The 16,905-nt window shown below is 68.5% G+C and carries 21 protein-coding genes; 10 read left to right on the forward strand and 11 right to left on the reverse strand.

Annotated elements, in window-relative coordinates:
• Nucleotides 1-74: 74 nt before the first annotated feature.
• Nucleotides 75-557 (reverse strand): DUF1036 domain-containing protein, encoded by a 483-nt coding sequence (locus ACYCO6_RS23325; protein WP_459763752.1) that lies wholly within the window; start codon nt 555-557, stop codon nt 75-77.
• Entirely contained in the window at nt 523-1,842 is a 1,320-nt protein-coding gene (locus ACYCO6_RS23330; RefSeq protein WP_459763754.1) for a glycerate kinase type-2 family protein, read from the reverse strand. Before ACYCO6_RS23330 ends, ACYCO6_RS23325 begins: the two co-directional genes overlap by 35 nt.
• Before the next feature lie 177 nt (nt 1,843-2,019).
• Here ACYCO6_RS23330 and ACYCO6_RS23335 point away from each other — a divergent pair, with 177 nt between their 5' ends.
• The 3 genes from ACYCO6_RS23335 to ACYCO6_RS23345 all read left to right on the forward strand — a co-directional run bounded on the left by ACYCO6_RS23335 (nt 2,020) and on the right by ACYCO6_RS23345 (nt 3,559).
• Nucleotides 2,020-2,796 (forward strand): N-formylglutamate amidohydrolase, encoded by a 777-nt coding sequence (locus tag ACYCO6_RS23335; RefSeq protein WP_459763756.1) that lies wholly within the window; start codon nt 2,020-2,022, stop codon nt 2,794-2,796.
• Between the two features lie 61 nt (nt 2,797-2,857).
• Nucleotides 2,858-3,166: a DUF1244 domain-containing protein gene (locus ACYCO6_RS23340; protein ID WP_459763758.1), complete on the forward strand. Its 309-nt coding sequence runs from the start codon at nt 2,858-2,860 to the stop codon at nt 3,164-3,166.
• A 114-nt stretch (nt 3,167-3,280) separates the two neighbouring features.
• Nucleotides 3,281-3,559, forward strand: a complete 279-nt coding sequence (locus tag ACYCO6_RS23345; protein ID WP_459773671.1) for a DUF2312 domain-containing protein — start codon at nt 3,281-3,283, stop codon at nt 3,557-3,559.
• 53 nt (nt 3,560-3,612) lie between these two features.
• On the opposite strand, the gene ACYCO6_RS23350 is transcribed toward ACYCO6_RS23345, so the two are convergent.
• Both ACYCO6_RS23350 and ACYCO6_RS23355 read right to left on the reverse strand, forming a co-directional pair.
• On the reverse strand, nt 3,613-5,445 hold the full coding sequence (locus tag ACYCO6_RS23350) for an alkaline phosphatase family protein (RefSeq protein WP_459763760.1): 1,833 nt from the start codon (nt 5,443-5,445) through the stop codon (nt 3,613-3,615).
• Nucleotides 5,446-5,578: 133 nt separating this feature from the next.
• Complete coding sequence (locus ACYCO6_RS23355; RefSeq protein WP_024827863.1) at nt 5,579-6,616, reverse strand: aspartate-semialdehyde dehydrogenase; 1,038 nt, start codon at nt 6,614-6,616, stop codon at nt 5,579-5,581.
• A 320-nt stretch (nt 6,617-6,936) separates the two neighbouring features.
• Between ACYCO6_RS23355 and ACYCO6_RS23360 the strand changes: the two genes are divergently transcribed.
• The 3 genes from ACYCO6_RS23360 to ACYCO6_RS23370 all read left to right on the forward strand — a co-directional run bounded on the left by ACYCO6_RS23360 (nt 6,937) and on the right by ACYCO6_RS23370 (nt 10,100).
• Complete coding sequence (locus ACYCO6_RS23360) at nt 6,937-7,758, forward strand: hypothetical protein (protein WP_459763763.1); 822 nt, start codon at nt 6,937-6,939, stop codon at nt 7,756-7,758.
• Between the two features lie 136 nt (nt 7,759-7,894).
• Nucleotides 7,895-8,317, forward strand: coding sequence for a hypothetical protein (locus ACYCO6_RS23365; protein WP_459763765.1), 423 nt, complete (start codon nt 7,895-7,897; stop codon nt 8,315-8,317).
• A gap of 163 nt (nt 8,318-8,480) precedes the next feature.
• Entirely contained in the window at nt 8,481-10,100 is a 1,620-nt protein-coding gene (locus tag ACYCO6_RS23370; protein WP_459763767.1) for a gamma-glutamyltransferase family protein, read from the forward strand.
• Between the two features lie 4 nt (nt 10,101-10,104).
• Here the strand turns inward: ACYCO6_RS23370 and ACYCO6_RS23375 are convergent, their stop codons facing one another.
• The 7 genes from ACYCO6_RS23375 to ruvA form a co-directional block, all read right to left on the reverse strand.
• Nucleotides 10,105-11,073, reverse strand: a complete 969-nt coding sequence (locus ACYCO6_RS23375) for a hypothetical protein (RefSeq protein ID WP_459763769.1) — start codon at nt 11,071-11,073, stop codon at nt 10,105-10,107.
• 118 nt (nt 11,074-11,191) lie between these two features.
• Nucleotides 11,192-11,836, reverse strand: a complete 645-nt coding sequence (locus ACYCO6_RS23380; RefSeq protein WP_459763771.1) for an alpha-ketoglutarate-dependent dioxygenase AlkB — start codon at nt 11,834-11,836, stop codon at nt 11,192-11,194.
• Nucleotides 11,837-12,472: a 2,3-bisphosphoglycerate-dependent phosphoglycerate mutase gene (locus ACYCO6_RS23385; RefSeq protein ID WP_459773672.1), complete on the reverse strand. Its 636-nt coding sequence runs from the start codon at nt 12,470-12,472 to the stop codon at nt 11,837-11,839.
• A 17-nt stretch (nt 12,473-12,489) separates the two neighbouring features.
• A complete protein-coding gene (dapB, locus tag ACYCO6_RS23390) occupies nt 12,490-13,287 on the reverse strand; it encodes a 4-hydroxy-tetrahydrodipicolinate reductase (RefSeq protein WP_459763773.1) in 798 nt (265 codons plus the stop codon).
• Nucleotides 13,288-13,404: 117 nt separating this feature from the next.
• Nucleotides 13,405-13,902, reverse strand: a complete 498-nt coding sequence (gene bfr, locus ACYCO6_RS23395; RefSeq protein ID WP_459763775.1) for a bacterioferritin — start codon at nt 13,900-13,902, stop codon at nt 13,405-13,407.
• A gap of 45 nt (nt 13,903-13,947) precedes the next feature.
• Entirely contained in the window at nt 13,948-14,220 is a 273-nt protein-coding gene (locus ACYCO6_RS23400) for a (2Fe-2S)-binding protein (protein WP_459763777.1), read from the reverse strand.
• Nucleotides 14,221-14,415: 195 nt separating this feature from the next.
• A complete protein-coding gene (gene ruvA / locus ACYCO6_RS23405; RefSeq protein ID WP_459763779.1) occupies nt 14,416-15,033 on the reverse strand; it encodes a Holliday junction branch migration protein RuvA in 618 nt (205 codons plus the stop codon).
• A 133-nt stretch (nt 15,034-15,166) separates the two neighbouring features.
• Between ruvA and ACYCO6_RS23410 the strand changes: the two genes are divergently transcribed.
• From ACYCO6_RS23410 to rplU, 4 genes are all read left to right on the forward strand, one after another.
• On the forward strand, nt 15,167-15,790 hold the full coding sequence (locus tag ACYCO6_RS23410) for a YceI family protein (protein ID WP_459763781.1): 624 nt from the start codon (nt 15,167-15,169) through the stop codon (nt 15,788-15,790).
• Nucleotides 15,791-15,870: 80 nt separating this feature from the next.
• The gene (locus ACYCO6_RS23415; protein WP_459763783.1) at nt 15,871-16,011 is read left to right on the forward strand and encodes a hypothetical protein; all 141 of its coding nucleotides are present in this window, start codon (nt 15,871-15,873) and stop codon (nt 16,009-16,011) included.
• 3 nt (nt 16,012-16,014) lie between these two features.
• Nucleotides 16,015-16,386: a hypothetical protein gene (locus ACYCO6_RS23420; RefSeq protein ID WP_459763785.1), complete on the forward strand. Its 372-nt coding sequence runs from the start codon at nt 16,015-16,017 to the stop codon at nt 16,384-16,386.
• 176 nt (nt 16,387-16,562) lie between these two features.
• Entirely contained in the window at nt 16,563-16,877 is a 315-nt protein-coding gene (gene rplU, locus ACYCO6_RS23425) for a 50S ribosomal protein L21 (RefSeq protein WP_459763787.1), read from the forward strand.
• Nucleotides 16,878-16,905 lie beyond the last annotated feature (28 nt).

The following is a 16,905-nucleotide window of genomic DNA, read 5'->3' on the forward strand; positions in this document are numbered from 1 at the left end:
CATCGTCCGGTCGTTTTGGTGGATGCGGGTGTGAGCATCACGTGAAAGACGGCGTCAAGGGCGCCGTCTCTCCGTCACGGTTTCGTCTGTGCGTCGGCCCGGTTGGGATCGGTGAGCTGGATGGTCCAGCTCTTCTGCTCGCCGGTATCGACCTCGAAGAAGCCGTTGCGGTCGTAGCCGCGCGCGAGGCAATCCTCGATACCCCGAATCGTGAATTCCGAATCGCGGGTGCACATCAGCGAGCGTCCGCTCCATTCGCCGCCGCGCGTGTAGTCCACCGCGAAGACATAATAGAATCGCGCCGCCAGAGCTCCCTTGAGCAGGGTCTCGCAGGCCTTCGGGGCCAAGTCCCACCAGCCCTCCGTGACCCAGCCCTGCGGATCGCGGTAGCCCAGCGAGATGCCGACCTTGCTGGCGGTCTGGTTGCACAGACGCAGGTCCGCCTTTGCGGGACTGGCGCAGAGAAGCGCCAGTCCGAGCCCCACGATCGCTGATACGGCCGGCGCGGCCGAGCCTAAGACCCTAACCGACGAGGATGATGCGGCAGTCGTTGACATTGGTACGGGTCGGGCCGGGGTTCACGAGGTCACCGAGGGCCGCGAAGAACGCGGTGGAGTCGTTCTGCTCCAGCATCGCGGCCGGGTCGAGGCCGGCGGCCCGGGCGCGCTCCAGCGTCGTGGGATCGATCAGGCCGCCGGCCGGATCGGTGGCGAGCCCCCGGCCACCGTCGGTCCCGTCCGTATCGGCGCTGACGCCAGAGATGCCAGGCTCCCCCGCCAGCGCGACCGCGAGGGCCAGGGCGAATTCCTGATTCGGCCCGCCATTCCCCTCGCCCCGGATCGTGACGGTGAGCTCGCCGCCCGAGATGAGCGCGACCCGCTTGCCGGCCGCCTTGTAGCGTTTCGCCTCGGCCGCGTGCTCGGCCGCGACCTCGCGGGCCTCGCCCTCAAGATCGGCACCCAGCATCACCGGCTCGTAGCCCGCGGCGCGGGCGGCCTCGGCGGCGGCGTTCAGCGCGTCAATCGGCCGGGCGATGATCCTGTACTCGGCGCGCGCGAAGGCGGGATCGCCGGCCTTCGGCGTCTCGTTGTTGGGATCGTTCAGCAGCCGAACGGCCTCCTCGGGCAGCGGGATGCCCCTCCGCTCGCAGATGGCGCGGGCATCGGCCAGGGTCGACGGGTCGGGCACCGTGGGCCCGGAGGCGATCACCGCCGGATCGTCGAAGGGCACGTCCGAGATGGCCAGGGTCAGGACACGGCGGGCATTCCGGGCCGCGAGCGCGAGGCGTCCGCCCTTGATCCGGGAGATGTGCTTGCGCACCGTGTTGATCTCGCCGATCGGCGCGCCGGAGCGAAGCATCGCCCGGGTGATCGCCTGCTTCTCGGTGAGCGTCAGGTCGCCGGCCGGCGCGATCCAGTTGGCCGAGCCGCCGCCGGAGAGGAGCACCAGCACCTCGTCGTCGGGACCGGCTTCGGTGGCGAGGCGCAGGGCCTCCTTGGTGGCGGCGATCCCGGCCTCGTCGGGAACCGGGTGGCCCGCCTCGACCATGTGGATCCCGGGCGCGTCCTGCCCGTAGCCGTGACGCGCCACCGCGAGGCCGACGATCCGGTCATCGCTCAGCCCAAGCTGCTGCCGGTAGAACCGGCTCGCCACGGCGCTCATGCTGCCCGCGGCCTTCCCGGCCGCCAGAATGATCAGCCGGCCCGGGCTCGGGGCCGGCAGGTGCGGCGGCAGGCACAGATCGGGATGGGCGGCCCGGATGGCCGCCGCGAGGATGCTGTCGAGGAGCGCGCGTTGCTCCAGGATGGCCGGCTCGGCATTGGGCGGGACGGTCTGGGGCATGGCGTCGGACGGGCTCCTCTCTCGACCTGATCGTGCGATCCCCGCCCGTTTCTGTGAGGGCGGCGGGCCCGTTTCTTGCCGTGAGCGCACGATCCTTGATAGGTGATCTGCCCGAGCCGCCGCGCCTCGGCAAGCGCCATCGGCGCCCTCGCACACATCTGAAGCCCTCGGAGCCCCGTGACCCGCCCGGAGACAGAAGCGGCCGCCCCGGTCTCGCATCCTCGGCCGCATCCTTGCGAGATCATCCCCGGCGACCCCGCCTGCGGCCTCGTCATCGCCTGCGACCATGCGTCGAACTTCGTGCCCCCCGACATCGGACTCGGTCTGCCCGAGGCCGAGTTTGGCCGGCACATCGCCTATGACATCGGCGCGGCGGGCGTGACGCGGCGCCTCGCGGCCCGGCTCAACGCGCCGGCGATCCTGACGAATTTCTCCCGTCTGATCATCGATCCAAACCGGGGCCGGGCCGATCCGACGCTGGTGATGCGCCTCTCGGATGGCGCCGTTGTGCCGGGCAACGCCCGCATCGACGAGGCGGGCAAGCAGGCGCGGATCGCCCGATTCTATGCGCCGTTCGACGCCGCCATCGATGCCGCGGTGGCTGCTGCGGAGCAGTCCGGCCGGCCGCCCGCGATTCTGACCGTGCACAGCTTCACGCCCTACTGGCGCGGCATCGCGCGGCCCTGGCAGGTCGGCATCCTTTACGACCGGGACACGCGTTTCGCTCGCCCTCTGATCACCGCCCTTCAGGCGGACCCGGCCGGGCTGACGGTGGGCGACAACCAACCCTATGGCGGCGGCTTGCCGGGCGACACGATCGACCGCCACGCCACGGCGCGTGGCCTACGCAATGCGTTGATCGAGATCCGCCAAGACCTGATCGCCGGCGAGGCCGGACAGGAGGAATGGGCCGAGCGCTTCGCCCGGCTCCTGCGCCCCTTGATCACGGCTTGATCTCCGCAGCGCCGACCCCGAAATCCGGGTCACCCGCCCGAACAGGAAAGCGTTTCCACCGATGAGCGAGATCGACTCCCGCACCCAGACCGAACTCGAAGCGGCCGTGTTCCGCCGGCTCGTCGCGCATCTGCGCAACCGGACGGATGTGCAAAACATCGATTTGATGAATCTCGCGGGCTTCTGCAGGAATTGCCTGTCGAACTGGCTGAAGGACGCCGCCGACGAGAAGGGTGTGCCGCTCACCAAGGACGAGTGCCGCGAAGCCGTCTACGGCATGCCCTACAATGACTGGAAAGCCCGATTCCAGAAGGAGGCGAGCCCCGAGCAGCAGGCGGGCTTCGCGAGCGCGCAGGCGAAGGGTCACTGAGGGTCCCGAGCCGCCCGGGAATCGGCTAAGCTTCCGGTAAGGCCGGCCCGTTAACCACGGGTCCAGGGCGCAACTGCGCCGTGCATTCCGGAGAGCCCCATGAACGCCCATTCGATGCCCACCGCAGCCCAGCGGCCCGGCGGCGATGTGTCCTCCGCCGAGGGGGTCGCCGCCGACGAGCTGAAGCAGTTCATCGAGCGCCTGGAGCGACTGGAAGAAGAGAAGGCCGGCATCATGGGCGACATCAAGGAGGTGTTCGCCGAGCTGAAGGGCCGGGGCTTCGACGCCAAGGCGGTGCGCGCTATCCTGCGGATCCGCAAACAGGACCACAGCGAGCGTCAGGAGCAGGAGGCGATCCTGGAGCTCTACATGCAGGCGCTCGGCATGGCCTAGCGTTTCGGGGCCGGGACCGGCTCGGCGGTCCCGACAATCTCGGTCGCGCCGGGTCAGTGCGCGGCGGCCGCCACCGACTGTGCGGTCGCCGTCAGGCCGAGGGTCCGGCCGGGATATCCGGCGACGTCGAAGTAGCGCGTCTGCCCGACCGATTGATATTTCAGAACCGTCACCTGACCGGCGGGATCGGGCTCCGACTGCACCGTGTGCTCGGTGACGCTAGGCGTGCTGCCGTTTACCAGCGCCTCGGTCAGGACGCGTCCGACGAGCGTCCCCCGGCTGGAGATCGCGAGGTCGAGGATCCGCGCGATCGTCTTCCCGAGATCGGCGTTGCTCGCCGGCGCCGGGCTCGCAAGGCCGGCGCGGAAGCTCGGGCCCATCGCGCCCATCACGTTCCGCGTGTCCGCCCGCGAGAAGCTGCCGTGCATGCCTTGGCCCTGCTGCAGGACGGTGTCGGAGATCTCTACACCGCAGGTGGTCGGGTCGGCACAGCCGGTTGAGAAGCTGCGGAAATTGACCACGATGGCCGGCATAGGGGTCAGCGCCGACCCGTCGAGGGCGATGGCGGAGAGCGGCAGCGTCCCGGCAATCCGGCCGAGGGCATCGCTGACGAACAGGCCGCTCACGTAGTCCTGGCGGCTCAGCGCCTCGACCACGCGGCGCGCCAGGGCCTTGTCGCCGGTCGGCAGATAGACGAGGTCCGAGCCGCCGTTCGCCGCGACCACGACATCGGGCTTGGCCGGATCGGTCCCGATCAGGCCGTTGGCCCGGCTGGGATAGCTGTCCGGGCCGATCTTGGCGCCCTGCGCGTCCGGATCGAACAGGCTCAGGCCGAGATCGTGTGCCAGGTCGATGGCCAGAAAGCCGGGCGGAAGCTGGTGGCTCTGGACCCCCTTGTAGCCCTGCGTCGCCGCGAAGCTCGTCGCGCTCTCCTTCGAGATCGTCGAGAATCCGTGATCCGAGGTGATGACCACATCGGTGGTCTCGGCCAGTCCTTGTGCCTTCAGGGCTGTCAGGAGGGCTGCGAGGTTGTCGTCCGCGTTGCGGATGGCTGCGAGGCTCGTCGGTCCGTTGATGCCGGGGACCAGCCGCCCGAGACTGTCGCCCTGATTGTGCTGTGTCCCGTCCGGATCGCGCGACCAGAACACCAGCACGAAGGGCTCGCCGCGGTCCTTGAACAGCGGCAGCACCGCCCGGGTCGCCACGGAGGCGAAGTAGCCCTGCTGCTCGACATTGGCGGCAAGCGTCCCGGGCGTGTCGGCGGTCCCGGCTTGGCCATTGGCGCCCCGTGCCGGCGCCTGGAGCGGCAGGCCCGCCGCGCTGAGCCGCGTCCGGAGTTCATCGCTGAGGGGAATCCCGCCGGGCCGCCCGGTGCTGTCGTCGACGAGGATGCTCTGCTGACCGGTGCGCGCCGTGTGATCGAAGACCAGGGACGGACCGAGCTTGCCGATGCTGGCCGTGGACAGGCCCCTGGCTTGGGCGGCCCTCAGAATGGTCTCTTCGTTCAGGTAATTGCCGGCGAAATGCTCGTCGACGTCGCCGAGCACTGGGTCGCTCTCCAGGAACGGGGTGAGGCTCTCGCCGGCGCCCGGTACCGGGAAGGCGGTGTAGATCGTGTTCCCGAACTGGCCGGTATCTCCAAGCATATGTCCGGTCGCCAGAGCGGTGGCGTTGGGCATCGTGAAGGTCGGGAAAAGGGAATGCGTGTTCGTGAACCGCACCCCGGCCTTCATCAGCCGGTCCATGGTCGGCGCATTCGCGGCGTTCACCAGGCCATATCGGAGACCGTCGGCGACGAACAGGACGACATTTCGGGGCTGCGGCTGTGCCTCAGCCGCCCCCGCGATGCCGAATCCAAAGAGACAGGAAAAGATGACGCGCCGCATGACGAATCTCCGATCAATCCGGAGAGCGGCGTGGCCTTGGAAGATTACAGCGGCGTGACAGTCGGTGAGCGGATCTCGGGACGCCGAACCATCGAATGTGCCCTCCCCCGCTTGGCGAGGGAGGGTATCGGCGTCAGGCCGCGCGCTTGGCCCGGTTCAGGAGCTTGCGGTTCACCAGCACCTCGGCGATCTGCACCGCGTTGAGGGCGGCGCCCTTGCGTAGGTTGTCCGAGACGCACCAGAAGTTCAGGCCGTTCTCGACGGTCGCGTCCTCGCGGATGCGCGAGATGTAGGTCGCGTCCTCGCCGGCCGCTTCGTGGGGCGTCATGTAGCCGCCGTTCTCGCGCTTATCGATCACCAGCACGCCGGGGGCGGCACGCAGGATCTCGGTAGCCTTCTCGGCCGAGAGCGGCTGCTCGAACTCGATGTTCACCGATTCCGCGTGCCCGATGAAGACCGGGACGCGGACGGCGGTGGCCGTCAGCTTGATCTTCGGGTCGAGCATCTTCTTGGTCTCGGCGACCATCTTCCACTCTTCCTTCGTGTAGCCATCCTCCATGAACACATCGATATGGGGGATGACGTTGAAGGCGATGCGCTTGGTGAACTTGCCGCCCTGCTTGATCTCGCCGGCGGTGAAGACGGCGCGGGTTTGATTGAACAGCTCGTCCATCGCCTCCTTGCCGGCGCCGGAGACCGACTGGTAGGTCGAGACCACGACGCGCTTGATCGTGGCCGCCTCGTGCAGCGGCTTCAGCGCGACGACCAACTGGGCGGTCGAGCAGTTCGGATTGGCGATGATGTTGCGCTTGGTGAAGCCCACCACCGCGTCGGCATTTACCTCGGGCACGATCAGCGGCACGTCGGCGTCGTAGCGGAACGCCGACGAATTATCGATCACCACGCAGCCCTGCTGGCCGATGCGGGGGGACCACTCCTTCGATGCCTCGCCGCCCGCCGACATCAGGCAGATGTCCGTGTCGGAAAAGTCGTACGTGTCGAGCGTTTTGACCTTGAGAGTTTTGTCGCCGTAGGACACTTCTTGGCCCTGGCTGCGGCGCGAGGCGAGCGCCACGACCTCATCGGCGGGGAAAGCCCGCTCGGCCAGGATATCGAGCATCTCGCGGCCCACGTTGCCCGTGGCGCCGACGACGGCGACCTTGTAACCCATCTCTCGTCTCCGCGCGGAAAACCTCGACCGATCCGGGTGCCGCGCTCCTGCCAGCAAAATCGGCCGAAGGATCGTTCGTGCCGGACAGCGCCCGTGACTGGGCGCGGCCGAAGAGCCCGGCCTGCAGGAGGTGGGGCCGACGACCGGCCGGAGCAAGGCGCTCAAGGGACGCCGCTGTCAAGGCCAGGCGGGCGGCCGCAACGCTCGATTCACCTTGGCGCCGGAAAGCCGGTGACCGCGCCCCGACGAGAAAGGGAATTCAATCCTTTCCGGCCACGGTTGGCCGTGGCTCCAGAGGGGGGCTGTTCGCACGGGGCGCCATGCACACCGAGGCAGCCGAAACAGACGATCTGGTCCAAGTCGACACGCCGCCAGCCTGGCGCAGGCTGTCCATCGCCCGCCTCGGCTCAGGCATCACCCTGGCAGCCGCCGTGATTGCCGCGCTCTGCTATTACGCGCGTCCGCCCGTCGAAGCGCCCGCGTCCATGGACGCCGGACGTCCCTTCGTGCCAACCACATCGGCATCTCAAGCCCCGTCCGCGGCATCGGTCGCGCGGTTCGGCCTCGCGGAGCCCGGCCTCGATCCCGTTCAGGAAGCGGCGGCACGGATCGATCCGCGAACCGGCCTGCGAGAGGATACGCTGGCGCGTGGCGCTTTCGACTCCCTCGAGACGCCGGCACTGCAAGTGACGCTGACACGCGGCGCGTCCGCGGGTGTCGCTCCCAGTCTGTTCGTTCTGATGGCCCGGCGTGCCGCGAACGGTCCCGTGTTCGATCGCCCGGCCCTGTCCGTGGTGCGGACGGGGTCGAGCGGCCGAGTTCAGACCAAATTCGGTGCCGTGGAGACCCTGGACGTCACGCTCAGCGGCGCGGTCCGGCGGACCTGCACCGGGTTCGTCACCCGCGAATCCGCGTTCCGCATCGACGGTTGGCTCTGCGCACCCCTCAGCCGCCCGCCGGAAGCCCGCGTGCTGAGTTGCATGATCGATGCCCTGAGCCTCGTCGATCTAACCGATCCCGAGGCTATGGCGGCCTTCTCGGCTCCAGCCATTGCCGAGCCCGGCTGCACCCAGGCCACCACCGCGGCCGACCTCACCGGCCGCACCGGATCCATCGGAAAGCGGCACCAGGTCAAAAAATGAGGCCAGAGTGTGGCAAATCGCACAAGCTCGGCCATTTTTGCGGAACAACAGCCTGGCTCAAGCGTCTTATCGTCAAAGGCGTCGAACTGTTAAGTTTCGCTCGCCATACTGATGGCACTCATACACAAGGTTGGCCATGCGCTCGCTCAAGATCGCCATTCTCGGCGTCATCGCCGCCGCCGGCTTCGGTGCCCTGGCCTCCGCGCCCGCCCAGGCCCAGGACGGCTTCGTTCCCGGCCCGATCTACCGCGTCAGCCGCCCCTTGCCGATCCGCGTGCGCCCGCGCAGCTGGCTGGATGCCGGCAACGTGCCGCTGACCTCGAACGTCCCGGGCGCCGGCGGCTCAAGAAACCCGGCCTTGAATCCCTACTTGATCGCCGCGTCGAACGCGCTGACGCCACCCTACGGCCCGACGGACCGCTTCGGCCGCGGCGCCCTTCCGGATCCGATCACGAACGCACCGTTCATCACCCGGCAGCAGTCGGCTGTGCGGAACGTCGATCTCTCCTTCGTCGATCGGCTGGACCCGACCTCGCCGCTCTACGGACGCCCCTACTAGTCGCATCCACCTGTTCGGATCGATTCTCAGCCAGCGCGGGCCCACGGGTCCGCGCTTTTCGTTTCGGATCACCGCCGCGCCGGGACTTCACCGCGACCCGTAATCCTGTATGCCACCGCATGCGGAAGCAGCCGGCCGGCTGCCTTTCACCGGGGTCAACGCCATGAAGCCGTTCGACTGGGCCATCGGATATCCGTCGCTGCGCATGCCGATGTTCGGGCGCAACTGCGTGGCGACCTCGCATGCGCTGGCCGCCCAGGCCGGGATCCAGATGCTCCAGGCCGGCGGCAATGCAGTCGACGCCGCCATCGCCACGGCGGCCGCCAAAACAGTGACCGAGCCCTGCAGCAACGGGCTCGGCTCGGACGCCTTCTGCATTCTGTGGGATGGAAAACGCCTCCACGGGCTCAACGCCTCGGGTGGGGCACCGGCCGCCTGGACGACGGACTACTTCCTGACGAAGTACGGCCCTGCGACGCGGCCACCGATGCGCGGCTGGGATTCCGTCACCGTCCCCGGGGCGGTCGCCGCCTGGGTTGCGCTCAGCGAGCGCTTCGGTCGTCTCCCCTTTGCCGATCTGATGCAGCCCGCCATCCGCATCGCCGACCGGGGCTATCTTGCGCCGGTGGTGGTGCAGCAGAAATGGGCCGCCGCCGCCCGGGTCGAGGCGATCACCCGCCAGCCCGGCTTCGCGGACTTCTTCCTGCCGCGCGGCCGCGCGCCGGATGTCGGCGAACTGGTCACCTTCCCGGGTGCCGAGCGGACGCTGCGGCTGATCGGCGAGACCAAGGGTGAGGCCTTCTATCGGGGTGAGATCGCCGACGCGATCGCCGCGCATGCGAAGGCGCATGGCGGCGCGATGACCGCGGCCGACCTCGCGGCGTTCCGTCCCGAATGGGTCACACCCACCGCCAAGGACTACCGCGGCTACACACTGCACGAGATTCCGCCCAACGGACAGGGAATCGCCGCGCAGATCGCTCTCGGAATCCTGGAGCAGTTCGACCTCGCCGGACTGCCCGCGGACGGTCCGGAGGCGCAACATCTGCAGATCGAGGCGATGAAGCTCGCTTTCAGCGACACCTACCGCTACGTCGCGGATCCGCGCAGCATGGAGGTGACGCCGGAGGCGATGCTGGACCCCGCCTACCTGGCGGAACGGGCCAGGCTGATCGACCCGCGACGCGCCCAGGTGTTCGGCCCCGGCAAGCCTCCGGCGGGCGGCACGATCTACCTCACCGCGGCTGACGAATCCGGCATGATGGTGAGCTTCATCCAGTCAAACTTCATGGGCTTCGGCTCCGGGGTCGTCATTCCAGACTGGGGCATCTCCTTGCAGAATCGTGGCTATGGCTTCGTGCTCGATCCGGAGAGCCCCAACGTGGTCGCCCCGGGCAAGCGGCCGTTCCACACCATCATCCCGGGCTTCCTCACCCAGAATGGCGCACCGGTCATGAGCTTCGGCGTAATGGGCGGCAACATGCAGCCTCAGGGACATGTGCAGACGCTGGTGCGGATGATCGACCACGCCCAGAACCCGCAGGCGGCCTGCGACGCGCCGCGCTGGCGGGTCAACGAGGGCCTCGACATCAACGTCGAGGCGGCGATGCCGGCCGCCACCCTCGACCGGCTGAAGGCGCTCGGGCACAGGCTCGAGGTGATCGAGGACAGCTACCAGGATTTCGGGGCCGGTCAGTTCATCTGGCGGATGGGCGACCCGGCCGTCGAGGGCTACGTCGCAGCGAGCGACCCGCGCCGCGACGGGCAGGCCGTGGTGTGGTGACCGCTCACTTGAGCTGGACGCTGTCTACGACCTGGCGGAACTTGGCGAGCGTCCCCGCCCGCTGGTCCTCGCGGACAACGCCGAGAGCGCGCAGGTAGCCGTCCGAATTGAACCGGATGGTCTGCGAGACAACGACCGGCAGGTTGGTTGGCATATCGACGGCGCGCGCCACGATCTCATGCCAATCGACGCCATTCGAGCGGTAGCTCTGCGCGCGCTCGATGGCGAAGTCCTTCAGGGTCTGGTTCGAGGCGAGCGCTGCGCGGGCGAAGCCATCCCGCTGCTCGGCGGCGGGCGGCTGCTGCACGGCCTGAGCCAGAACGAGTATCGGCTGCTCCAGATGCTGCATCTGATCCTTGGGGCCCTGCGTCAGCAGGACGGAATTGCCCGCGAGCACCCGAACCGGCCGGAAGCCCGCCAGGTCAGTGATCCGGAAAGGCAGCGCGTCGACCTGCTGGCTCAGCGTCAGAGCCGGACGCAGGGTGACCCCAGTCACCATCTTGCGCATCGTCTCTTCGGTCTCGGCATCGGGAAGCGCCTGGGCGATGATCAGGCCGGTGACGCTCGGCGCGCCGACGACGAGGATCCACTTCCGGATCGCGGGCGCCGAGGAACTGGAATCTGCGGGCTGCTCGCCGCTGTAGAGCATGCCCTCGTTGTCGCCGATCTTCACCTCCTCGCGCTTCTCCACCGCGAAGCCCTGACTCAGGAGGTTGGCGTCAGTGAAGCCGCTGACGAGTTCCGCGAAGGCGTTCGGCGGCAATTCCACCACCGACACCGTGGCGCCGCCCTCCTTGCGCTCGAATCCCGAGAACCGCCGCGACAGCGACATGTCGGAGGGCGGATCGAAGCCGAAGCGAGAGCCCGGCGGATAGACCGGCTCCCCGGCCCAAGCCGCCGAACCCGGCCCGATCGCCAGGGTGGCGACGACGAGGATCCGCCCGAGACGCAGCGACAGGTCACGCACCAGCATCGGATTTCGTTTCTCCACGAGGCGCTCAGGGGCTTCGCCTTCTGCGATGCGTCGGACTACGGACAGCCGCTGTCAAGCGGCTGACAGATCAGCAGATCGGGAGGCTCTGGCGGCCGCGTCACCCGGCCGGTCCGGTGACCCAGCGCAGCGTCAGGTTGCAACGTCCGCCCGGAGGCAGATGGCCCGGTACCGGATCCTCCGAGAGAAGGCCGCCGCTCGGGTAAAGGCGGTCGATCCCGTGGTGGATCAGCCGCGAGGCTCCCCCGATGACCAGGGCGTCACCGGGGAGGAGGCGCACCGAGCGCGTCGGGTCGGAGCGGTTCAGGCCGCCGTAGCGGAAGAGCGCCGGCGCGCCGAGGGACAGCGACAGGACCGGCGCGGAGAAGTCGTCCTCGTCGCGGTCTTGGTGCAGCCCCATGCGGGCTCCCGGACCGTAAAGATTGATCAGGCAGGCTTGCGGCGGGGCCGGAAACCCCGACAACACATCCCAGGCCGCCAGGGCGGTTACCGGGATCGCCGGCCACGGCTCGCCTGTTTCGGGGTGCTTCGGCTGATAACGGTATCCGCGGATGTCCGACACCCAGCCGAGTGGCCCCGCATTCGACATCCGCACGGAGAACGGCTTGCCCGTTCGCGGCATCCGCGGCGTGACGGGCGGCGCGGCGTCGAGGACGGAAGCGACCTCGACGGCGAGGCGCGCGCGGGACGCCGTATCAAGATAGGCCGGGTAATGGATCAGCCCCGGGGCGAGCTCGCTCGGCACTCAGGCGCCCGCGACGTCCCGCGCCAGCACCGTCTTCGACGCGACCGTCGTGTCGGCGTTCAGACGGTAGACCAGCGGCACGCCGGTGGCGATTTCGAGCCCTGCGACCCGATCGCTGTCCAGGCGGTCGAGCACCATCACCAGGGTGCGGAGCGAATTGCCGTGAGCCGCGACCAGCACCCGCTCCCCCGCCATGACCCGCGGCAGGATCGACTCGATGTAGAAGGGAAGCACCCGCGCGGCGGTATCCTTCAGGCTCTCACCGCCGGGCGGCCGCACATCGTAGGAGCGCCGCCAGATCCGGACCTGCTCGTCGCCCCACCGGGCCCGGGCATCGTCCTTGTTGAGGCCCGAGAGGTCGCCGTAATCACGCTCGTTCAGCGCGCGGTCCCGGATCACCTCGATGTGCGGCAGCCCCATCTCCTCGAGGATCAGCGCACAGGTGCGCTGGGCTCGGAGCAGGTCCGACGTGAAGGCGACGTCGAAGGCATAGCCGTCCCGCTTCAGCGCCCGGCCCGCCGCCCTGGCCTCCGCCACGCCGCGCTCGGTGATGTCGGGGTCGCGCCACCCGGTGAAGAGGTTCTGGCGATTCCACTCGCTCTGGCCATGTCGGGCCAGGACCAGCAGGCGCTCCATGGCGGGCCGGGAGCCGGTCACAGCCCGAGGACGTCCGCCATGGAGTAGAGGCCCGGCGGCTTCGGGTGCGCCCAGAGCGCCGCCTTGACGGCGCCCGCGGCGAACAGGCCGCGGTCTGCGGCATGGTGGCTGATGGTCAGGCTCTCGCCCGCCCCCGCGAAGATCACGCTGTGGTCGCCGACAACCGTTCCGCCCCGAAGCGTGGCGAAGCCGATATCGCCCGGCTTGCGCGCGCCGGTATGCCCATCGCGGGTCGAGACGCGAACCGCCTTCAGGTCCACGCCGCGGCCCTCGGCGGCCGCCTCGCCCAGCATCAGGGCCGTGCCGGACGGTGCATCCACCTTCATGCGGTGGTGCATCTCGCAGATCTCGATGTCGAATTCGTCGCCGAGCGCCTTGGCCACCCGACGCACCAGCTCGGCCATCAGGTTGATACCGAGGGACATGTTGCCCGAACGGACGATCCGGGCATGGTACGAGGCCGCCTTCAGCTTCGCCAGGTCGTCGTCCGACAATCCGGTGGTGCCCACAACATGCACGATGCGGGCCTGCGCGGCGAGCTCGGCGAATTGAACGGTGGCGGCGGGCGCGGTGAAGTCGAGCACACCATCTGCGGCCGCGAAGGCCGCGAGCGGATCGTCGGTCACGCGTACGTCGAGGGGGGAGAGGCCCGCCAGGGTTCCCGCATCCTGCCCGAGGGCCGGAGAGCCCTCGCGTTCGATCGCCGCGGAAAGCGTGCAGCCCTCGGCCTGGGCCACCGCGCGCACCAGCATCCGCCCCATGCGCCCGTCGGCGCCGACCACCACGAGCCGCATCCCGCTTCCTGTCTCCGTGTCCGGGCACGAAAGGCCGACACCGTCGCGGCTCCGCCCCTCGTCGCCCTATCACCGGGCTCCAGCTCAGCGTCGCCGCAGCGCGGGAACCCGAATCGATCAGTCCTTCTCGGGCGCGATCTGCTCAAGACCGCCGATGTGCTTCTGCGCGTAGAGCGGCAGGCCGATCTGCTTGATCAGCTCTAGCTGGGTCTCAAGAAAGTCGATGTGGCCTTCCTCGTCCTCGGCCAATTCCTCGAACAGGCGCTTGGAGACGCGCTCATTGATCGAGTCGCAGTACTGCGCGGCTTCGAGATAGAGGCTGCGGGCCTCGTTCTCGGCCGCGAGATCGCATTCCAGGATCTCCTGGACGTTCTGGCCGATCCGCAGCGGGTCGAGTTCCTGCAGGTTCGGAAACCCGTCGAGGAACAGGATCCGGTCGATGAACCGGTCGGCGTGGTTCATCTCCTCGATCGATTCCTTTCGCCAGAACTTGGCCAGCTCGACATAGCCCCAGTCATTCAGCATGCGGAAGTGCAGCCAATACTGGCTTACTGCGGTAAGCTCGCTGCGCAGGCCGCGATTGAGATATTCGATGACCTTGGTGTCGCCCTTCATGGCCCCCGTACTCCTTACCGTGACTTCAAGGCGGAGGCCGTCGCGTCAGGCCGCGACTCCTTCGTCCACAGTTTGGAATTTCACCAAACTGCAGGCGCTGGCGCAAGCTGTCGAGCAAACATGGCTGCCCTCCAGCGGTGCCGCTTGGCCCAGCGCGGCCTGCATGATGGCCCGGATCGTCCGGGCGCACCGCCCGCATTTCGGGCTGCATCCGAGGCATTCGTAGACCTGCGCGGGAGTCCGGGGGCAGCCCGGGCCGGGCGCAAGGCAGCCCCGCACCGCGCCGTCCGATATGACATTGCAAGAACAGACGATCATGCGCGCCGCAAATCCCGCCTTCCCTAAGCCCGTCCTGACGCTGTCGGGCCGAACCGTTCGGATCCGCCAGTTTAGAAATCTTGAAAAGTAGCTCACTTTTCAATAGTTTACTGGCCGCGGCGGGACATGGCATTGGTTTCCGGCGGGGTCAAGAGACAGCCATCTTCGAATCTTTTGGTGTCGGTCCGATGCGAATCAGCGTGCGAGTTCGCGCAGCCCCAAACGGATGAGCACCTTGGCCTCAGCGCCCTCCCCGGTGGTCTTGAGGGCGGCCGCGATCGCGGCCGCCGCCTGGATCTGCGGATAGCCGAGATTGACCAGCGCCGAGACGGCGTCCGCCACCGGCTGGGGAGCCGCGCCCTCATCCACAGCGCCGCTCAGGGCGACCAGGGCCGGATCCACGGGTGCGAAGGCGGGCGCCTTGTCCTTCAACTCGGCTGCCAGCCGGGCTGCGAGCCGAGGTCCGACGCCGGGCGCACGGCTGATCGCGCCCTTGTCGCCCGTCGCGATGGCGGTCGCCAGGGCCTCCGGCTCCAGCACGGACAGAACCGCCAGCGCCACCCGTGCGCCGACGCCCTGAACTGTCTGAAGCAGCCGGAACCACTCCCGCTCGGCATCGGAGCGGAACCCGTAAAGCCGGATCATGTCCTCGCGGACATGGGTCTCAATCGACAGTTCCGCCGGCTCGCCGACCTTCGGCATGCGCTGGAGCGTCCGCGCCGAGCAATGCGCGATGTAACCCACACCCGACACGTCGAGGATCACGAAATCCTCGCCGAACGAATCCACGACGCCCCTGAGCTTGCCGATCATGACACGCCTGCCCCTGTTCCGGGGCTGCCTATAGAAGCGCGGCCATCTCCGCCAGACGTGCTTGAGCCGGGCCGGACTTCATGAAATCACCGGCGGCGCGCCGGCTTGACTTGGCCGGAATCGGGGGACGACCATGCGTGCGCCGCTTCTTGCCCTGATGGGGCTGCTGTGCCTGGCTCCGGCCTGGGCCGCGGACGATCCCGCCCCGCCCGTCGCGCCGAGCACGGATCCGACCCAGGTGCGGCCGGGCGCCTACGTGCTGGATTCCGATCACGGCAAGGTCACTTGGTCGATCTCGCATCTCGGCTATTCGACCTATTATGGCCAGTTCACCGGCCTCACCGGAACGCTGGAGCTCGACCCGAAGGCGCCGGAGAAGAGCCGGCTGGCCGTGAGTGTGCCGCTTGCCGGCGTGATCACCGGCAGCACCCGCCTGAACGAGCATCTCGCGGCCCCGGACTTCTTCGATACCGCCAAGTTTCCGACCGCCGCCTTCACCGCCACGAAGGTCGAGCAGACCAGCCCGACCACTGCACGGATCACCGGGGACCTGAACCTGCGCGGTGCCGTCCGGCCGCTCGCCATCGATGCGACATTCAACCAGGCCGGCATTCATCCGGCTGACCAGCGCTACACCGTGGGCTTCGACGGCCGGGCCGTGATCAAGCGCTCGGACTTCGGCATCAACGCCTTCCTGCCGCAACTCGGGGACGAGGTGAGCCTGCGCATCGAGGGCGAGTTCAAGGCCGCTCCGTGAGTCCGCAACCGGGTGGCGGCACGTCCCACGGGGGTGTAGGCAGCCGCCTTCACTGCACCGCACGGGGAGGATCGCCAGGGATGAACAAGCGCGTCGTCGGCGGGACCCGGATCGGTCCGATCGTGCGGCATGGCAGCCGTCGAGGCTCGGCCGCGCGCCGTCGATGGCCCGAACCCGCCTGGTCCATCGCAGCGCAGCTCCGCGCCATCGTGGAGGGCTGAGCGTTGCGGCATGTCCTCGCAATCCTGGCTCTGGTCCTGGCCGCACCGGCCCGCGCGCAGGCGCCGGCACCGGCCAGTCCGGCATCCCCGCTCGACAATTACGCAGAGGCGGCGGCCACGACGATCATCGCCGAGCAGGCCTGCCCCGGCGTGCAGGTGAAGGCCGGGCAGCTTACGACGCTGCGGCTCGCCGCACGGGTGAACCCCGCCCAGGAGAGGATGCTGGAGGAGAAGCTGAAGACCCGCGCCACGCAGGTCCGGCAGCAACTCGCCGCCGACGGACGGGAAGCCTGGTGCGCCCAGGCACTGGCGGCATTCGGACCGCAGGGCAGCGTCGCCAAGGGCGTCCTCGCAACGGACGCGCCGATCCGCTGATCCGCCAAGAGCATTGACACGGAGCCGCCCCACCCGTACTGACCGGCCACGGCGCGCGGCCTCTCGGGAGGTCCGCGCGTTTCGCGTTGTTCGGGCTGCGCCCGCGCAATGACTTCAAACAAGAAGCCGGTCCAGGGGCAGCCGCTCCGGAGGCCGTTCGAGAACACGAGAGAACGATGTTCGCAGTCATCAAGACGGGCGGTAAGCAGTACCGCGTCGCCGCCAACGACACCATCACGATCGCCTCCCTGCCGGGCGAGGCCGGTGAGGCCGTGACCTTCGGCGAGGTCCTCCTGTTCGCCGACGGCGCGGGCGCGACCCAGGTCGGCGCTCCGACCCTGTCGGGCATCAGCGTCACGGGCGAGATCGTGCGCCATGGCCGCGACAAGAAGGTGATCGCCTTCAAGAAGCGTCGCCGGCAGAACTCGCGCCGCCGCCGCGGCCACCGGCAGGACCACACGGTGGTGCGCATCACCGGCATTTCGGCCTGATAGCCGGCTCAAGCAGGGCGCGTAGGGG

It is taken from the genome of Methylobacterium sp. CM6257, assembly GCF_054611515.1.

Coding starts and splice junctions, on each gene's coding strand:
- ACYCO6_RS23370 (WP_459763767.1), top strand. CDS start 8,481: ATGAAGCCGTTCGACTGGGCCATCGGATATCCGTCGCTGCGCATGCCG.
- ACYCO6_RS23350 (WP_459763760.1), bottom strand. CDS start 5,445: ATGCGGCGCGTCATCTTTTCCTGTCTCTTTGGATTCGGCATCGCGGGG.
- ACYCO6_RS23360 (WP_459763763.1), top strand. CDS start 6,937: ATGCACACCGAGGCAGCCGAAACAGACGATCTGGTCCAAGTCGACACG.
- dapB (WP_459763773.1), bottom strand. CDS start 13,287: ATGCGGCTCGTGGTGGTCGGCGCCGACGGGCGCATGGGGCGGATGCTG.
- ACYCO6_RS23325 (WP_459763752.1), bottom strand. CDS start 557: ATGTCAACGACTGCCGCATCATCCTCGTCGGTTAGGGTCTTAGGCTCG.
- ACYCO6_RS23415 (WP_459763783.1), top strand. CDS start 15,871: ATGAACAAGCGCGTCGTCGGCGGGACCCGGATCGGTCCGATCGTGCGG.
- ruvA (WP_459763779.1), bottom strand. CDS start 15,033: ATGATCGGCAAGCTCAGGGGCGTCGTGGATTCGTTCGGCGAGGATTTC.
- rplU (WP_459763787.1), top strand. CDS start 16,563: ATGTTCGCAGTCATCAAGACGGGCGGTAAGCAGTACCGCGTCGCCGCC.
- ACYCO6_RS23385 (WP_459773672.1), bottom strand. CDS start 12,472: ATGGAGCGCCTGCTGGTCCTGGCCCGACATGGCCAGAGCGAGTGGAAT.
- bfr (WP_459763775.1), bottom strand. CDS start 13,902: ATGAAGGGCGACACCAAGGTCATCGAATATCTCAATCGCGGCCTGCGC.
- ACYCO6_RS23375 (WP_459763769.1), bottom strand. CDS start 11,073: ATGCTGGTGCGTGACCTGTCGCTGCGTCTCGGGCGGATCCTCGTCGTC.
- ACYCO6_RS23340 (WP_459763758.1), top strand. CDS start 2,858: ATGAGCGAGATCGACTCCCGCACCCAGACCGAACTCGAAGCGGCCGTG.
- ACYCO6_RS23345 (WP_459773671.1), top strand. CDS start 3,281: ATGCCCACCGCAGCCCAGCGGCCCGGCGGCGATGTGTCCTCCGCCGAG.
- ACYCO6_RS23330 (WP_459763754.1), bottom strand. CDS start 1,842: ATGCCCCAGACCGTCCCGCCCAATGCCGAGCCGGCCATCCTGGAGCAA.
- ACYCO6_RS23410 (WP_459763781.1), top strand. CDS start 15,167: ATGCGTGCGCCGCTTCTTGCCCTGATGGGGCTGCTGTGCCTGGCTCCG.
- ACYCO6_RS23400 (WP_459763777.1), bottom strand. CDS start 14,220: ATGATCGTCTGTTCTTGCAATGTCATATCGGACGGCGCGGTGCGGGGC.
- ACYCO6_RS23355 (WP_024827863.1), bottom strand. CDS start 6,616: ATGGGTTACAAGGTCGCCGTCGTCGGCGCCACGGGCAACGTGGGCCGC.
- ACYCO6_RS23365 (WP_459763765.1), top strand. CDS start 7,895: ATGCGCTCGCTCAAGATCGCCATTCTCGGCGTCATCGCCGCCGCCGGC.